At 47.9% G+C, this 16,839-nt stretch carries 14 protein-coding genes; 11 read left to right on the plus strand and 3 right to left on the minus strand.

The window, feature by feature from the left end:
* The first annotated feature begins 128 nt into the window (after positions 1 to 128).
* The 8 genes from ACO2Q8_RS25425 (at position 129) to ACO2Q8_RS25460 (ending at position 11,244) form a co-directional block, all read left to right on the plus strand.
* A complete protein-coding gene (locus tag ACO2Q8_RS25425; protein ID WP_423347698.1) occupies positions 129 to 1,511 on the plus strand; it encodes a nucleotide disphospho-sugar-binding domain-containing protein in 1,383 nt (460 codons plus the stop codon).
* Positions 1,492 to 3,105, plus strand: coding sequence for a vitamin K epoxide reductase family protein (locus tag ACO2Q8_RS25430; RefSeq protein WP_423347699.1), 1,614 nt, complete (start codon positions 1,492 to 1,494; stop codon positions 3,103 to 3,105). Before ACO2Q8_RS25425 ends, ACO2Q8_RS25430 begins: the two co-directional genes overlap by 20 nt.
* A gap of 52 nt (positions 3,106 to 3,157) precedes the next feature.
* Positions 3,158 to 3,421 (plus strand): hypothetical protein, encoded by a 264-nt coding sequence (locus tag ACO2Q8_RS25435; protein ID WP_423347700.1) that lies wholly within the window; start codon positions 3,158 to 3,160, stop codon positions 3,419 to 3,421.
* Positions 3,422 to 3,484: 63 nt separating this feature from the next.
* Positions 3,485 to 4,207 (plus strand): hypothetical protein, encoded by a 723-nt coding sequence (locus ACO2Q8_RS25440; RefSeq protein ID WP_423347701.1) that lies wholly within the window; start codon positions 3,485 to 3,487, stop codon positions 4,205 to 4,207.
* Positions 4,208 to 4,883: 676 nt separating this feature from the next.
* Complete coding sequence (locus ACO2Q8_RS25445) at positions 4,884 to 6,317, plus strand: TlpA family protein disulfide reductase (RefSeq protein WP_423347702.1); 1,434 nt, start codon at positions 4,884 to 4,886, stop codon at positions 6,315 to 6,317.
* A gap of 3 nt (positions 6,318 to 6,320) precedes the next feature.
* A complete protein-coding gene (locus tag ACO2Q8_RS25450) occupies positions 6,321 to 7,403 on the plus strand; it encodes a glycosyltransferase family 2 protein (protein WP_423347703.1) in 1,083 nt (360 codons plus the stop codon).
* Between the two features lie 108 nt (positions 7,404 to 7,511).
* A complete protein-coding gene (locus ACO2Q8_RS25455) occupies positions 7,512 to 9,878 on the plus strand; it encodes a peptidase domain-containing ABC transporter (protein ID WP_423347704.1) in 2,367 nt (788 codons plus the stop codon).
* A gap of 73 nt (positions 9,879 to 9,951) precedes the next feature.
* Positions 9,952 to 11,244 (plus strand): HlyD family efflux transporter periplasmic adaptor subunit, encoded by a 1,293-nt coding sequence (locus ACO2Q8_RS25460; RefSeq protein WP_423347705.1) that lies wholly within the window; start codon positions 9,952 to 9,954, stop codon positions 11,242 to 11,244.
* A 7-nt stretch (positions 11,245 to 11,251) separates the two neighbouring features.
* Here ACO2Q8_RS25460 and ACO2Q8_RS25465 read toward each other — a convergent pair whose 3' ends face one another.
* Positions 11,252 to 11,659: a response regulator gene (locus ACO2Q8_RS25465; protein WP_423347706.1), complete on the minus strand. Its 408-nt coding sequence runs from the start codon at positions 11,657 to 11,659 to the stop codon at positions 11,252 to 11,254.
* 263 nt (positions 11,660 to 11,922) lie between these two features.
* Positions 11,923 to 12,342: a hotdog fold thioesterase gene (locus tag ACO2Q8_RS25470; RefSeq protein WP_423347707.1), complete on the minus strand. Its 420-nt coding sequence runs from the start codon at positions 12,340 to 12,342 to the stop codon at positions 11,923 to 11,925.
* Positions 12,343 to 12,500: 158 nt separating this feature from the next.
* Between ACO2Q8_RS25470 and ACO2Q8_RS25475 the strand changes: the two genes are divergently transcribed.
* The 3 genes from ACO2Q8_RS25475 to ACO2Q8_RS25485 all read left to right on the plus strand — a co-directional run bounded on the left by ACO2Q8_RS25475 (position 12,501) and on the right by ACO2Q8_RS25485 (position 15,211).
* On the plus strand, positions 12,501 to 13,139 hold the full coding sequence (locus tag ACO2Q8_RS25475; RefSeq protein WP_423347708.1) for a histidine phosphatase family protein: 639 nt from the start codon (positions 12,501 to 12,503) through the stop codon (positions 13,137 to 13,139).
* A gap of 161 nt (positions 13,140 to 13,300) precedes the next feature.
* A complete protein-coding gene (locus tag ACO2Q8_RS25480; protein WP_423347709.1) occupies positions 13,301 to 14,368 on the plus strand; it encodes a sensor histidine kinase in 1,068 nt (355 codons plus the stop codon).
* A 111-nt stretch (positions 14,369 to 14,479) separates the two neighbouring features.
* Entirely contained in the window at positions 14,480 to 15,211 is a 732-nt protein-coding gene (locus tag ACO2Q8_RS25485) for a LytR/AlgR family response regulator transcription factor (RefSeq protein ID WP_423347710.1), read from the plus strand.
* 102 nt (positions 15,212 to 15,313) lie between these two features.
* On the opposite strand, the gene ACO2Q8_RS25490 is transcribed toward ACO2Q8_RS25485, so the two are convergent.
* On the minus strand, positions 15,314 to 16,798 hold the full coding sequence (locus ACO2Q8_RS25490; protein ID WP_423347711.1) for a tetratricopeptide repeat protein: 1,485 nt from the start codon (positions 16,796 to 16,798) through the stop codon (positions 15,314 to 15,316).
* Between the last annotated feature and the right edge of the window lie 41 nt (positions 16,799 to 16,839).

Below are 16,839 nucleotides of genomic sequence, written 5' to 3' on the forward strand. Positions count from 1 at the left end.
ATCCCATCGGAAAGCGGGTAAACTTTAAGATTATTCCGGTATAAATTAGCAGGATCCCGATTGGACGCTTCAATACTAGCGTCGATTTTTGTCAGACACTTACGGCTTTCGTTTCCCCTGCTCGTCTGATGAAAAAAAGCATTCTGTTTCTGCCTGCTTCGATTCGCAGCCATGTGATTCCGGCCCTCTATGTGGCCGACTTACTGGCCGACGAATATACCGTTTATGTAGCCGTCACCAATGACGTGTTAGCCGAGATCGTCACCAAGCAGGGATTTCAGGCCATTCGCACCAGTTCGTACCGAATCGGTTTGGGAATGGAAAGCGGGTTTGTGGCCGACACGAAAAAAAGCCGGAGCCGCTGGCAGGTGCTGAAAGCCATTGTAAAAAACGAGGTTTACTGGCACCGTCGGAATGAACTGGAGCAAATCATCGACCGCATCAACCCGGCCGCCATCCTGATCGACATTTTTAACAGCACGGATTTGCTGGCGGTTTATCCGAAGGCCAAAAACCGGAAGTTGCTTTTTGTGAATCCCATGCTGTCGACCTACCGGATACCCGGTTTTCCGACCGTATCCGAAGGCGTCTGGCCGGAACAGCGGGAAGAAACGATGCCTGTCAGAAACCAACGTACTCCGTGGCGGATCAAACTTCGGTATCCGTACCAGACACTCATGGGGTGGTTGCTGGATCGCCAGTTCAAACAACTGGGAAGCATTGACCAGTTTCTGGACAAGCATCCGATTGCTAACGACCGTACGAACGCCCTCTTGTTCGAGAACATTCCGGAACTGGTGCTGGCTCCGCTCGAACTGGAGTTTTCGCCCCAGGTACGAAAGCCGAACCAATACTATCTGGGACTTTGTACGCGGCAAAACCGGAAAGACACCGAATTGGACCCCTCGTTTGAAAGCCGTTTCGGAGCGATTCTGAACCGGAAACAAGCCGGTGACCGTCTGATTTACTGCACCTTTGGCACATACTACGAAGGCTCGGACAAAGTGTTGCTCATGTTCCTGAACACGTTGTTGGATGCCTTGCAGGCCATCCCGTTCGTTCAGGCGGTTTTCTCGGTCAACCGGCTGGTGATTGAAACTTTGCGTTACCAACGAAGCCTGCCGCCGAATGTGCATTTGTTTACGCGGGTGCCTCAGTTAACGGTTTTGAAACACACTGATGTGTATGTGACGCACGGCGGGTTAAGCTCCGTCAAGGAAAGTATTCTTTTCAATGTGCCCATGCTGGTCTATCCGCTTGACCTTCATTATGACCAGAACGGCAACGGTTTTAAAGTGGAGTACCACGGACTGGGCCTTCGGGGTATTTTTAGCCAGGAACGGGTTGAAGCGATGCAGGTTAAAATCACCCGCTTGCTGGAAGAACCTACTTTTCGGGGCACCCTCCGGCAATTTCGGGATAGCATGGCGGAAACGTATCAGCCGGAAGCTTTAAAAACAGTAATGAACGAATTAGTTTCTGCGCAAATCCATGAACTTCAATCCTGCTGAAAAGAACGCTTTCGACGCCCTGGAGCAACTGCTGCGGATGGGCAAGGTCCGGGTGACCTCGACAACGCTCAGGACCGCCTTGAGCCAGCACCCGGATTTTCCGAGCCTGGTCGCGTTGAGCGATGTGCTGAACGAAGTCAATGTGCCCAATCTGGCAACCCGGATCACCGCCGACCGCCTTCCCGACATTCCGCTCCCCGCCTTAGCGCACTTAACCATCGAGGGCGGTTTCTTTGCTCCCATCCGGCAGGTTACCGATGATACCATTGAATGGCTCCATACCAAACGGGGCTGGCAAAAGCAAAATCGCATCGATTTCAGCCGGATCTGGGACGGGGTGGCGCTGCTGATTGAACCCAGCCCCGAATCGGGCGAGAGCCGATACACTGAAAACCGCCGACGGGAACAGATTGCCAACAGCCGGTATCCCTTCATCGTCCTTGGTCTGCTGGTTTGTTTGGGCTTTGTGCTGCGGTATGGTTACCAGCAGATGCACTCCGGCTTGGATCAGTCGTTGTTTTGGTTGACGTGCCTGAAAGTAGTTGGGACTATTCTAAGCGGTTTTCTCTTGGCTTATGGTGTCGATTCGAACAATTCACTCCTACGAAGCATCTGCCACTTGGGTAATCGCACGGATTGCCACAGTATTTTAAACTCAAAAGCAGCTAAACTCTTTAGCTGGTTAAGCTGGTCGGAAATCGGTTTCATTTACTTTGGGGGTGGCCTGATAGCCAGTTTGCTGGTGTTGCTCCTTCCTGCTGCCTCGGTTGTCCAGTATCTGCTCTGGCTCAATGTGCTGGCCTTACCGTATACCGTGTACTCGCTCTATTATCAGGCGTTTGTAGCCAAAGAATTTTGCATCCTGTGTACGGCTGTTCAACTCACACTGTGGCTGGAAGCGTTAGCGGGCCAAACGCTTTGGGGCGAACTATCTTCGGAAGGACTCGGCGTACTGCTCTTTTCTTTCACGCTGGTAGCGGTGCTGTGGGCATTTATTAAAGAACCGCTCACCCAGGCCCGACAAACCGCACCGCTCCGGCGCGAATTACTGAAATTAAAATTCAATCCGGAGTATCTGGAAAGTCTGTTCAGTAAGCAGCGCACGATGCCGCCCATTTTTGAAGGCATGAACGTGGTCATCGTAGGTAATCCGGAAGCTCCTAATACCCTGACGATGGTAACCAATCCGATGTGTGGCCCTTGCGCCAAGATGCACCAGGAAATTGAAAACCTGCTGGAAAATACATCGGATGTCAAATGCGAAATTGTCTTCTCTATTTCTAACTCAGCCGCCTATCAGGTAGCCGAACAAGTCATTAATTTGGCTTCCGAACAGGCTGGGAGAGCATTGCATAGCTGGTTTAAACGCGAAGACCGCAACGTTGAAAAGTGGAAAGCAAGCCTACAAGTAACCACTCAATCCGAAGCCGCCCGTCAGCAACTCGACCTACACCGACGGTGGTGTGAACTTGCCAGCATTACCGGTACGCCTACTCTTTATCTCAACGGTACTGCCTTGCCTTCTTTGTATCACATTCCCGATGTAACCCAGGTGTGTAGAAGTTTATCACTCATGGAAACATCCTTCGCTTAGGAATTGGCCAATTCACATACATCCATTTAAAAACTTAAATTTTCAAACCAAGATGAACAAATTATCAAACTTCGGCAATTTTGCATTAACACGGACAGAAATGAAAAAAGTAACAGGGGGGAGTACAATATGCACTTGCAACAAAAAGGGTGGCACATTTACATATGCTACTTCCACAAGTTCATGTGCTGCTCCAAGCACAGGCGCTGCCTATTTTGAATATTCTAAAAATGGAAAGAAGTACAGTGGATATGTTTCAAGCGATGTGGCAGCTAAAGCTTGCGGCAAATGGCCTCAAGGAAAATACATGGCCTGATGATTAATTAACACATACAGTAGTAGACTTTAAGCCTACTACTGTATAAATACACAGTTTATCATGAAAACTATCTTATACTATCTTTTATTTACTTATCTCCTGGTTCTTTTTAACCAAAGGAATGATTATTTAAGTTTATACAATTATTCATTAATTAGCACAGCGACATGTGATACAATTACAGAAATAATCACATTACAATATAGATTTGACTATATTAAAGGTGACTCAGCTAAGTCAGCTATTTTATTAAAAGAGCAAGAGTTATTTTTAAAAAAAATGGGGCTACCCCACTCAGGAATCTCGTCTTTATATTCCAATAAGCGCTTCGAGCAAGATTTAGACATAAACTATATTCAGACAGTAGAAAAGCTTAAAAATCACAAATATAAAAATCTATATAGACAAGTCTGCTCTCAAGTATTAGTTAAATATTATTGTGAAAACAAATCAACTAATGCAGAAAAAATAGAATATTATTTGAATGAATTCACAGAAACAGGAGGCATAAATATTGGCTTAATATACATTGCTCTTTTAAAGATTAAGAATTTCGCTCATTCTATAGACCTGTGTGAATATTTAAATAAAAACATTTCATATTGTAGTGATTTAATTAAAGAACAGGAATCTGACTTTAAAAACACTTCAGAGCAAGTAACAGTACACACGAACGAGACAAGTAAAGACATTGATTTTTTGATGGACTATGTAAGAAACAGAGATAAACTTTATTTTGAGAAAATAAATAAATTAAAACTGGATTCGAATTGCACCAACTAAATCTAAATTACTTCAAATTTCTTTACATTATTTATGTCAAATTTAACCTTAACTATGATTCTATAAGTATCATAACAGATATGAAAATTACAAATCGCTACTCAACCCGAAGCCGCCCGTTAGCAACTCGGCCTGCATCGCCGGTGGTGTGCGCGTGCCAGCATTACTGGCACGCCCAGTCTTTATCTCAACGGTATTGCCTTGCCTTCTTTGTACCGGATTCCCGATGTAACCCAGGTGTCCAGAAATTTATCACTGATGGAAACATCCTTCGCTTAGGAATTGGCCAATTCACATACATCCATTTAAAAACTTAAATTTTCAAACCAAGATGAACAAATTATCAAACTTCGGCAATTTTGCATTGACAAGGACAGAAATGAAAAAAGTAACAGGGGGGTATCAATGTGGATACCAACAAATCGTTTATTCCTCTATGCCAAATGCTAATGGTGGATACTCTACTGTCACTAGTAAAGTATGGGTAAAGGCATCTTATGACAACAATGGTGTGTCGAAAAATAATGCACAATCGGGAGCACTAACAAATGGGACACATTGGTGTTGCAAATCCTGTTCTTGGAACCAAATGGCTTAGCTATTTTGAAGTTTTCGATATAGTCTTATATCGAAAACTTCAACACAATTCCGCACCAAAATCTATCATTTTAATATTATGAAAGCAAAATGCTACTACCGCATTAACAGATTAATTATAAGATCTTTACACATCGGTTGGCTATATTTTTTTTTCTTTTCAATTAACTGTTCCATAGCGAGCATTAAATCAAATAATAAAGAATCTTATATTGTCTTAGAGCTAAATTACAAAGATAAAAATAAAGAAATTTGGATTAATTGTATTGATTCAAATGGAAGCCATTTAATTATATTGAACGCAAAAAATCCCAAGGATTCTTTGTTGACAAACGAAAAAATCCTTGCAGTTATTACTTCTTTTAAATGCGAAAACTCATTTAATATAAAGTACAATCTTTTCCCTAAAGACCACATTATCATATCCATAAATTCAAAAGAATACCCTGTTTTGAAGAAACTGAATAAAGATTATCATCATATAGAAATTAATTATTACTCATTATTGAATGATAATTTTAACGGAATTGACAACTTTGGTAACAAAATTTTGAATTATATTTTATGCAACAATGGACAAAAAGAAAAAGTAAGAAATGGCGAAATTTTAAATCCTTTATATAGTTTCCTAAATAGCAACAAATTTTTAGACAGCTTATATAATAATAAAGCAGTAAGCTACAACTTTTATAAACAGACTATACAGGGTCAATACTATTCCTTTTTAGGAGGAATCTTACAATCAAAAAATAAAAATTTGATAAAAAAGTACATAAATCAATCATACATAAATGACACTTTAACAAAGCACGAATATTATATTGATTTCCTATATAATTATGCAATCTATTTTGTCGAAGATGAATTTACAAAAAAAAATCACGAAAAGTATTATTTACAGTGTGAAAAAATGTACAAAGGATCTTCAAGAGACGCTGTTTTATTTTATTCTCTTGCCTCCTTATCCATAAGTTCAAGCGCTACTGTAAATAGCTTCGCTAAAAGATTTATCAAAACTTGTAAAGATACGTCTCTCGTAAGAATAGTTAAAAATAATTACTTATCTACCAACTATAATAAATCAAATAGCAATGAGTTAATTAAATACTCAGGAAAGAGTTATAAAAATCTACAAGAGTTAATCAATGAAAGTCCTGATAAAGCAATATATGTAGACTTTTGGGCTAGTTGGTGTAGGCCATGCCTTAGTGAGTTACCACATTCTAAATCTTTAAAAGAAGAATACAATAAAAAAGGAATAAAATTTATATATATATCAATAGATAAGTATCGAACTGCTTGGGAACGATCTATGAAACAAGTTGATATTTCAAAAACTGAAAGTTATTGGCTTCCTGAAGCCGGGCTGTCAAACATAGTTAAACAGTTACATATAAAATCTATACCACGTTACATTATAATGGATAAAACGGGCAAAGTTTTAAATTATGATGCACCCCGACCTAGTGATCCAAAAATTAGAGAAGTGTTTAGTAAACTGCTAAAGAACTAACTTATGTTTACTGAACTAAAATACAATCTAATAACCTTGCGTAACTGGGCTTTGTTGAATTGGAAACGACACAGAATTAACTCTCAATATCAGTCGTTAAAAAATAGAAGCAACTCAACCATATGTAGACTCGATCAAAGTACCATTCCAAACAAAAAAAATGAGATACGGCTTTTCGCCATTATGCGAAATGAGTCACTACGCTTACCCTATTTTATCAACTATTATAAGAATTTACAGGTTGATCGTTTCTTTCTGTTGGATAATGCCTCGACCGATCAGTCTGTGGAGCTGGCATTAGCCGAAAAAAATGTCCATGTTTTTTCGACCGGCGATGCCTACCGGAACCATTGGTATTGGATGGAACATTTGTTGGAAACCTATGGCAAAAACCACTGGTGTGTCGTGGTCGATATCGATGAGTTACTTTCCTTTCCAAATGCCGAAAACTTGTCAATCCGGGATATGTGTCAATTCCTGGAGCAAACCGAATCTACCGCTCTGCGTGCTCTGCTTTTAGACCTGTATTCGGACCAGGCCATTCGGGATATTTCCTACCAGCCCGGGCAGAATCCCTTGGAGGTAGTGCCCTATTTCGATACATCCCATTATGAGGTAACCTTCCCGTATTTTGACCGAAAGAATTGGAAAACTTTCGACTCAACTCACTACACAGGCGGCATGCGAGAGCGGATTTTCGGCAAAAGCACCCCGATTACTTCCCTGAACAAATTTCCGCTCTTCCAAAATAGCTCCGGCACCTATTTAGGCCAGGGCATGCACGCCATTAATGGCGCATGGGTTAGTGATCTACAGGGAGTCGTGTTTCACACCAAGTTTTTGCAGGATTTCATTCAGGAAGCCGAAGAAGAATCGATTCGGGAGCAGCATTTTAACAAAGCTTCTTACTACAAAGACTTCAACCGTAAACTCACTCAAACTCCGGACTTGTGTCTGGCCAATCAGGACTCCGTCCGGTTTCAGGATTCGGCTCAATTGGTTGAATTAGGGCTAATGAAGACAAATCCGCAGTTTGAGAAATTCGCTCGCGAGAAGAAACGGATACATTCCTTAGACGTCCTATGAAATTCCCCCACTACCGCCAACTCGACCCAATGGACTGGAACGCCAGCCCGTGCGGTCCGACCTGCCTGCGGATGGTGACAAAGTTTCGCTATTTTAACCACTCTACCAATGGCTTCTTTTCCCCACTACCGCCAACTTGATCAAATGGATTGCGGGCCAACCTGCCTACGAATGGTGGCGAAGCATTACGGCCGGTCGTACACGGCGCAGTCGCTGCGGGATAAATCCGGGATTGGGAAAGATGGGGTGTCGATGCTCGGAATATCGGAAGCCGCCGAAGCCATCGGTTTTCGGACGATGGGCGTCAAGATTCCCTTCGAAAAATTGGCCGAAGAAGCTCCGCTGCCCTGCATCGTCCACTGGCGGCAAAACCACTTTGTCGTCATTCATGCCATCAAAAGTTCCGGCAACTGGATGGCAAAAATCCGGGGTGGCCGCAAAGCGCCCGTTTTGGTTGATCGGGAGGAATTGCACCGCCCGCTCCAGCCGTTTGCGGATTTATCCGATGATCAGATCGTGATTCCACCCGGTTTCATGCCCGTCCCTCCGCCTGAGCCAGCGAAACCGGAGGTCCGCCAGGGCAGTGTAGCGGTGGCCGATCCGGCGCGGGGACTGATCACCTACACGGCCGACGAATTCTGTCAGGGTTGGTTGGCAACGCAATCCGGCGGGCAAAGTGAGGGCGTCGTGCTGCTGCTCGAACCGACTCCCGCTTTTTACGAGCACGAAGACGAAAAAGCCGCTTCTTACGGTTTTGAGCGGGTCGCGGCTTACCTCTGGCAGTACAAACACCTGCTGGTGCAACTGATCCTGGGCCTGGCCGTCGGCAGCGGGTTGCAGTTGCTGTTTCCGTTTCTGACCCAATCGGTGGTCGATATCGGCATCAACACGCAGAACATCCCGTTTGTCTACCTGGTACTGGGGGCGCAACTGGCCCTGATGGCCGGTCGCCTGTCGGTCGAGTTTATCCGAAGCTGGATTCTGCTGCACATCAGCACCCGCATCAACCTCAACATTCTGTCGGATTTTCTGATTAAACTGATGCGGTTGCCGGTTCCGTTTTTCGATACCAAGCAGTTCGGCGACCTCATGCAGCGCATCGGCGATCACCACCGCATCGAGTCGTTCCTAACCGGACAAACGCTGTCCGTGCTCTTTTCGCTCATCAATCTGCTCATTTTCGGTGTCGTGCTGGCGATGTTCAACCTGTCTATCTTCGGCATTTTCATGGCGGCCAGTGCCTTATACATCGGCTGGGTGCTGCTGTTCCTGCGCCAACGCCGGAAACTGGATTTCAAGCGGTTCGATGCCGGGGCCAAAAACCAGAGTTCGCTGGTGCAACTCATCCAGGGCATGCAGGAAATTAAACTGGCCGGAGCCGAGCGGCCCATGCGCTGGGCCTGGGAGCGGCTCCAGGCGCGCCTGTTCCGGCTGCAAATGCGCGGGCTAGCCCTGAGCCAGTACCAGCAGGCTGGAGCCTTCACGATCAACGAAGGCAAAAACATTCTCATCACCTTCCTGGCCGCCCAGGCCGTCATCAACGGCCAGTTGACGCTCGGAGCCATGTTGGCCATGCAGCAGATTATCGGCCAGTTGAACAGCCCCATCGAAGGCCTGATCGGTTTTGTGCAGAGTTTTCAGGATGCCAAAATCAGCCTGGAGCGGCTCAACGAAATCCACACGCTGGCTGACGAAGAACCCCTTGACCGGCCCCGGCTCGACAAACTGCCCGAGGCCGGAAGCCTGCAGCTAAAAACCGTGGCCTTTCAATACCCCGGTGCCGGGAACGAGCCGGTTCTGCGCGACCTCGACCTGCTCATTCCGCAAGGCCGAACGACGGCCATCGTCGGCATGAGCGGCAGTGGCAAAACCACTTTGCTCAAACTGCTCATGAAATTTTACGACCCCACCAAAGGCGAAATCCGCCTGGGCGAAGCGGCCCTGCGCAATGTCGGCCACGCGCTCTGGCGCACGCAGTGTGGCGTGGTGATGCAGGACGGTTTTATTTTCTCCGATACGATTGCCCGCAACATCGCCGTGGGCGTCGACCGAATCGACGCGCTGAAACTGGACCATGCCGTGCGGGTAGCCAATCTCCAGGCGTTTGTCGAATCGCTGCCGCTGGGGTACCACACCAAAATCGGGGCCGAAGGAAACGGCATCAGCCAGGGCCAGCGCCAGCGGATTCTGATTGCGCGGGCGGTTTACAAAGACCCGCAGTACATCTTTTTCGACGAAGCGACCAACGCCCTCGACGCCAACAACGAAGCCGTGATTATGCATCATCTGACCGATTTTTTCCGAAACCGGACGGTGGTTGTGGTGGCCCACCGGCTCAGCACCGTTTGTCACGCTGATCAGATTGTGGTCCTGGATAAAGGCCGGATTACCGAAACCGGCACCCACGCCCAACTCATCGCCCAACGGGGGGACTATTGGCAACTTGTCAAAAACCAACTGGAATTAGGAGCCTGAATCCATCCCTATTCTCTATAAATTCAACGAAATCCACTCCATCCAGTATCCTCCTGTCAATCCCATCCATCCTATGAATCCCGGTTCTGACTTCATTGAACTTCGCTCCGAAGACGTGCAGGAGTTGCTCACCCGCCCACCGGGCTGGCTGCTGCGCTGGGGCATCACCGTCGTCCTGGGCGTTCTGGGTTTGCTTCTCGCCGGTTCGTGGGTGGTTCATTACCCCGATCTGGTCCGGGCGTCGTTTAAGCTGACTTCCGTCAATGCCCCGAAAGCCGTCGTCACCCGCTCAGAGGGCAAACTGGTCCGGTTATTCGCCGAAGAAGGAAAAACCGTCTCCTCGGGAGCGATTTTGGCCTATCTGGAAAGTACGGCGCAACACGAGGAAGTCCTCCGGTTGTCGGCCCAACTCCGCCGGGCCTGGCAAATGGCCCGGCGGGGCAACCTGGAAGCGCTGAACCGACTGGATTTGGAAAATTACCATCGGCTGGGCGAATTACAAACCGCTTTTCAAACCTTCGAACAAACCTACATTCAACTCCGGGCCTATCTGAATGACGGTTTTTATAGTCGTAAACGCCGGATACTGGAGCAGGAACTGGTCGATTTGAAGGCCATGGCCGACAACCTGAACGAACAGCATCGGCTCCAGGAAAAAGACATGAAGCTGGCGCAGGAGGATTTCGAAATTCAGCAGAAACTTGCCGCCGATAAAACCATTGCGCCCCTTGAATTGAAGCGGGAAGAAAGCAAAAACCTGTCCCGTAAGATGCCCTACCAGCAAACCGCTTCGGCCCTGATCAGCAACCTAAGCGCTCAACGGGGCAAACAAAAGGAAATTCTGGAACTGGACAAACTAGTCACCGAACAACGGGATAATTTCATGCAGGCCCTCAATACCCTGCAAAGTGCGGTGGAAGCCTGGAAGGCCAAATACGTTGTGGTAGCCCCCGTAGAAGGCCAGATCTATTTCCCGTCCGTCCTACAGGAAAACCAGCACGTCACGACCGGGCAGGAATTGCTGTTTATTGCTCCGAATACCATCACCTATTACGGCGAACTGCGCATTCCGCAGCAAAATTTCGGCAAAGTAAAAACCGGCCAGGCAGTGCTGGTCAAGTTTGCCGGGTATCCTTTTCAAGAATTTGGGGCCGTTAAAGGCCAGATCGCTACCATTGCCGACGTTTCGCTCAAGGACAGTGTATTTCTGGCCCGAGTTCAGCTACCGTCGGGCCTGAAAACCACCTACGGCCAAACGCTCGTTTACCGGACCGGCATGGCGGCATCGGCCGAAATCATGACAGAAGACAGCCGGTTGATTGAAAAACTCTTCTACCAGCTTCGCAAACTCAGCCACGGGCGTTAAAACCGAATCACACCGACAACCGGCCTTGTTGCAACCACTGATGGCAAATTGACTGCAATTGTGATTTGATGCCGTGAACCGAAATCTCTTTATGGACAAACCCGCTCGCACCCGCCTGGTAACAGGCTTCGATTTCCCGCGGAGAGGTAGAATGCGAAAAGATCACCACCGGAATGTGTTTCCAGGAAGGGTCGGTTTTAAAGTGCGTCAGTAACTCGAATCCACTCACGTTCGGCATTTTCAAGTCCAGCAGAATCAGATCTGGTTTTTGCGTAGCCCGTCCGACATGATGCTGGACCGACAAACCATCGGAAAAAAGATGGAATGAATAATCAGGTAAATGCCGGACAAAAATCCATTCGTACAAAAATAAATTATCATCATTGTCCTCAATGATATAAATTGTTGGATTCAAGTTGACCGGAAGTTTTCGTGTAACAGTTTCGGGTAGTTGATTGAATGTTGAGCCGTTCATAACGTGTGCGTAAATCAGCTTAAATATATATACTTACCACCTGATTCGGTAACATATTTAAAAACCAATTTGCACAAAACAAATACTTAGTTAGTTTTCGGTAAATAACATGAACAAAATTCCGGTTTTCGTTCAATTTCATACCTATACTTTCCCGATGGTGAATGCCTAAGTGTCCCTCCCGGAAGTTGTCTCGAAAAGGCCTATCGGGCGTTGATGACCGCTACCGTAAGCCTGCATACGCAAACAAGTTTTCCAGCTTCGTCCGTAATCCGGATGTCCCAGACATGGGTGGATTGTCCGACATGAATCGGCGTAGCCCGTCCGTACACCCAGCCTTCTTTCACCGACCGGATGTGGTTGGCATTGATCTCAAGACCGACAGCCCGCTGACGGTTAGGATCTGCCAGTTGCATTACGGATGCGACACTGCCCAGTGTTTCGGCCAGCACTACGGAGGCCCCGCCGTGCAGAATTCCGAACGGCTGTTGGGTACGATGATCGACCGGCATCCGGGCCACCAAAAAATCAGTTCCCAACTCGGTCAGCTCAATACCCAGGTGGTCGACAATGGAGTTTTTGTGAAACTGTTGCAGGGATTCTAATGTCCAGTCAGGCTTCATTCTGTGAAGATTTTTTCCTAATTTTGCAGGCGTTTTTAAACGAAAAAGTTGGCTGATAGGGTAAAATGAATAGTAAAAATTTAACTATTTGAAGGTTCGCCGTCCATTAGTCGCTATTCATTCTGTATAAACTGGGATTCAATATTACAAAAGCGAGATTGAAACAAAAAACCATCTATCTTATCCGCCACGGCGAAACCGACTACAATCGCCAGGGAGTTGTGCAGGGCAGCGGGGTTGATTCCGATCTGAATGCCCTGGGTCAGGCGCAGGCACAGGCTTTTTACCAGGCCTATCAGCACATTCCTTTCGCCAAAGTTTACACGTCCAAACTTCGCCGGACACGGCAGTCGGTGCAGCAGTTTATTGAAGCCGGTATTCCGCACGAAAGCTATGCCGGACTCAATGAAATCAGTTGGGGGGCCCGCGAAGGCAAAATGCCCAATAGCTTCGACAACGAATACTACCGGACGCTGATCGAAAACTGGGCCGCCGGCCATACCGACTACCCTACGGAAGAGGGAGAAAGCCCGAATGAAGTAGCCCGCCGTCAGAAGCCCGTGATCGACCTGATTTTGTCGCGCCCCGACGAAAACCCGGTTTTAATCTGTATGCACGGCCGGGCCATTCGCATCCTGCTCTCGTGGTTGATGAACGAATCGCTGGCCACGATGGATCGCTACGAGCACAGTAATCTCTGCCTTTACAAGCTGACTTACGACTACGAAACCAGGGTCTTTCGGATTGACGTGGCCAATGACAGTACCCACCTGCTGGCACTGGTGATGCATCCGTAAAAAGGCCAACGCTCACTTTGGACCAACGGGTTTACATACGCCAAATCCGACAACTGACCCTTCTATATAACCACTCCTGTAATAATACCCCTACTTCATCCACAAAATCTTATATTCGCTATGTATACAGTATCATTGGAGTAGATTACTGAAGTGAACGCATGTCGAAAAATAGAATATATTGGTTTTGCCAGATTGTGGGGTGGACGATGCTCATTATGGCGGAGTTCGCGATCTTTACGTTTGCGGAAGGATACAAAGCGGATTTCTTTTACGAAGCAATTGCCACCATCATTCTGTGCATTTTGCTGACTCACCTCTACCGCCTGATGATCAAGCGATGGCGATGGGTGCAGCTTCCTTTCTTTCAACTGGTTCCGCGGGTTATCTTGTCGGTTTTTGTGCTGGCCGTCATCATGACGGTGATCAACCTGCCCATCGACAAACAGGTGCTGCCGCAATACCTGGCCGACGAACCCTCGATTGTGCTGGGCTACCTCCTCAACTGGGGCAAGTGCATGCTGGCCTGGGTTCTGAGCTACACGGCTTATCACTACGTGGAACGATCCCGCAACGCCGAGATTGAGAAGATTCTGCTGAAAACCTCGATCCGCGAGTCTGAAGCCAAAGTGCTGCGCTCCCAACTTAATCCGCATTTTGTGTTCAATGCCCTTAACAGCATCCGGGCGCTGGTCCTCGAAAATCCCACGAAAGCTCAGCAAAGCATTACGCAGCTTTCCAACATCCTCCGCAACTCGTTGCTGGCCGACCGACGCAAAACCGTCGAACTCCGCGAGGAAATTAAAACCGTTGAAGATTACCTGGCGCTCGAAAAGGTGCGGTACGAAGACCGGCTGAACTGCCGTTTGGAAGTCGACCCGAAAACGCAGTATTTGCAGGTTCCACCGATGATGCTGCAAACGCTGGTTGAAAATGCCATCAAACACGGCGTTCAGAAAGCCATCAACGGCGGTTTTGTCGAACTGACCACCTGGCTGGAAGACCGGCTGTTGTCTATTCGCATCCGGAATACCGGCGTCTTGGGCAATACGGAAGCTTCCGGCGGTTTTGGACTGAAAAACACCTCCCAGCGGCTTGAATTGCTCTACGGCCCCGAAGCCAGCTTTACCATTCACCAGGAATCGGCCGACGTGGTCTGCGCCGATATTATCATCCCGATGCAATCCGCCGGGGTGTTTAAACGAACGGAAGAATTGAAGAGAGTTTAGTGTTTATCGTTTAAAGTTTAAGGTTTGACGTTTAACGAGTGGCCATTCCGTTTAACTGTCGACCCTAAACTATAGACGTTAAACCTTAAACTTTAAACCTTAAACGATAAAATGAAGACACTGATCGTTGACGACGAACGGCTGGCCCGGAACGAACTCCGCCGGTTGCTGGATAATTTCCCAAAAATTGAAGTCATCGGCGAAGCGGCCAATGCCGATGAAGCCCTCAAATTGATTGATGAACTCCAGCCCGAACTGCTGTTTCTGGATATCCAGATGCCAGGTAAAAACGGTTTTGAGTTGTTATCGGACATCGACGGTAAAGCCCCGGAAGTTATCTTTACGACGGCTTACGACGAATACGCCATCAAAGCATTTGAATACAACGCGCTGGATTACCTCCTGAAACCGATTGAACTGAACCGGCTTTCGGAAGCGATCAACCGCATTGAGGAAAACAACCACCACCCTGAAGTGGAAGCCCCGCGCCGGGATGTCAACAAAGTGCTGGGCGAAAATGATCAGGTTTTTGTCAAAGACGGTGAGAAATGCTGGTTTGTCAAGCTCGGGAAAGTACGCCTGTTCGAATCGATGGGCAACTACGTCAGGCTGCATTTCGATGACCAGAAACCACTGGTGCTAAAATCCCTGAACAGCCTCGAAGACCGGCTCGACCCCAACACCTTTTTCCGGGCCAACCGCAAGCACATCATCAACCTGCCGTGGATCGACAAAATCGAGCCTTGGTTCAGCGGAGGATTGCTCGTTACCCTCAAAGGGGGCGACAAAATCGAAATCAGCCGCCGGCAGGCCATCCGCTTCAAGGAGCTCATGAGCCTGTAAGGAATTATGAGTTAAGAATTAAGACGGGGCCGCCCGTGCGGTTATGAGTTGCGCTGCCTCAATCGAATAGAATGCGTCAGCCAACCGCCGGGCGGCCCCGTCTTAATTCTTAACTCCTAACTCATTTAGCGCTGCCCGGGCTTTGTTGTCGATGCTGTTTTTGTACTCGTGTTTTTTGTAACTGAGCGCTTTCTGAAAATACTGCCGGGCCTGGGCCGGGTTGCGTTTTTGCTGGTAAATATAGCCCAGTTGCAGTGCCGAGGTGGCTCCGTAGGAAAGCTGATCGGTTTCGCTCAGGACAATGGCTCGTTCAAAAAACGGAACCGCTTCATCGGCATCACCCCGACGCTGGAGCATCCGACCCTTCCGGTAATTGAATTCAGCCTTTTCAATTACCACCGGGAAGGAGGCTTCCGTATAGGACCGCAGCGTTTGTAAAGCCGTGTCGTAATACCCACCGTCCGTTGCCAGCCGGGCCTTCATCAGGATTTTTTGGCGGGACGAAAGGCCTTTTTTGAAATACATCTCGGCAAACTTCTGAGCCGCTTTGTCGGACTCCACCACGGTTGTGCCGACCTTCAAAACCTGTTGCAGAAACGGGACGGCCCGGGCATTGTCGTCACGTAGCCAGTAACAGAGAAATTGTTTGTAATACGCATCTTTCAGGAAATTCACTCCTTTATACTGACTCAGAAACGAACGGTAGGCACTGGCGGCCTGATCATAAGCGGCTTTCTGCAACAAAATATCAGCCCGCAGGTTTTCCAGAATCGGAAAAGGCAGATAAGCCGGTCCGGTGGGCCGCTCATGCAGGAACGCCAGACCTTCTTCGCTTTGGGCCTCTTTCATCAAAACCGACACGGCCAGGAAGTGCAGCAGCAGGTTATCCGGGTTTTCCTGAACCAGCTTTTTCAAATTAGCCACATCACCCGTCGTAAATTTCAGGACATACGCCCGAATCATCAGGTCGATCAACCGGGCTTCCGTTTGAAAAACCGTATCCTTCTGCGCCACCGTCCGGATTTCCTGTAAGCCCTGCCGGATGTTGCCCTGTAACCCCAGAATTCGGGTCACCCAGGTATAGTTATCGGGAACGGCCCCAATCATGACGTGCAGCAACCCAAGCGATTTGTACGTGGGCAGAAAGCCGGGAAACTTCTTGCGGTTTTCCTCCAGCAGTTTATAGGCCCGAATCACATCCCAGCTCGCGCCGACTTCCTGCCCGAATTTCAGCTTGACAAACGCCCAGTGCAACCGTACTTCGGCCTGCGCAAACCGCTGCCAGGGCGATTTTTCATCGAGATCCCGTAAGGCATCCAACCGCTGATCTTCCCGGTCCTCCCACTGCTCAAACAGCTTGCGGTCGTCGGACACCAGCAGGGTGACCATATCGGCCAAATCATCAATATACAGCGCTACGCCGTTTTCACGGGCAACTTCCCCGGCCATAGCCCGCCGACCGTCTTGTACCTTCAGTTTCAGCACATCGGCATAGGCGCGCTGAAGCGTGGGTGTGAATTCAAAATCAGCCGCGTGCAGCGCCATCGACGCCCAAAGCCCTAACCAGAAAAGCAGCAGCATTCGCATGGTGCAAAATACGGTTCGTATGGTCCCGTCTGCCAACGGGT

Source organism: Larkinella sp. VNQ87, from assembly GCF_049445795.1.
In the GTDB taxonomy this organism is placed as follows: domain Bacteria; phylum Bacteroidota; class Bacteroidia; order Cytophagales; family Spirosomataceae; genus Larkinella.

Bases quoted from the DNA above. Each gene is read 5' to 3' on its own strand.
- ACO2Q8_RS25425 (WP_423347698.1), top strand. From the start codon at position 129: ATGAAAAAAAGCATTCTGTTTCTGCCTGCTTCGATTCGCAGCCATGTG.
- ACO2Q8_RS25430 (WP_423347699.1), top strand. From the start codon at position 1,492: ATGAACTTCAATCCTGCTGAAAAGAACGCTTTCGACGCCCTGGAGCAA.
- ACO2Q8_RS25435 (WP_423347700.1), top strand. From the start codon at position 3,158: ATGAACAAATTATCAAACTTCGGCAATTTTGCATTAACACGGACAGAA.
- ACO2Q8_RS25440 (WP_423347701.1), top strand. From the start codon at position 3,485: ATGAAAACTATCTTATACTATCTTTTATTTACTTATCTCCTGGTTCTT.
- ACO2Q8_RS25445 (WP_423347702.1), top strand. From the start codon at position 4,884: ATGAAAGCAAAATGCTACTACCGCATTAACAGATTAATTATAAGATCT.
- ACO2Q8_RS25450 (WP_423347703.1), top strand. From the start codon at position 6,321: ATGTTTACTGAACTAAAATACAATCTAATAACCTTGCGTAACTGGGCT.
- ACO2Q8_RS25455 (WP_423347704.1), top strand. From the start codon at position 7,512: ATGGCTTCTTTTCCCCACTACCGCCAACTTGATCAAATGGATTGCGGG.
- ACO2Q8_RS25460 (WP_423347705.1), top strand. From the start codon at position 9,952: ATGAATCCCGGTTCTGACTTCATTGAACTTCGCTCCGAAGACGTGCAG.
- ACO2Q8_RS25470 (WP_423347707.1), bottom strand. From the start codon at position 12,342: ATGAAGCCTGACTGGACATTAGAATCCCTGCAACAGTTTCACAAAAAC.
- ACO2Q8_RS25480 (WP_423347709.1), top strand. From the start codon at position 13,301: ATGTCGAAAAATAGAATATATTGGTTTTGCCAGATTGTGGGGTGGACG.
- ACO2Q8_RS25485 (WP_423347710.1), top strand. From the start codon at position 14,480: ATGAAGACACTGATCGTTGACGACGAACGGCTGGCCCGGAACGAACTC.
- ACO2Q8_RS25490 (WP_423347711.1), bottom strand. From the start codon at position 16,798: ATGCGAATGCTGCTGCTTTTCTGGTTAGGGCTTTGGGCGTCGATGGCG.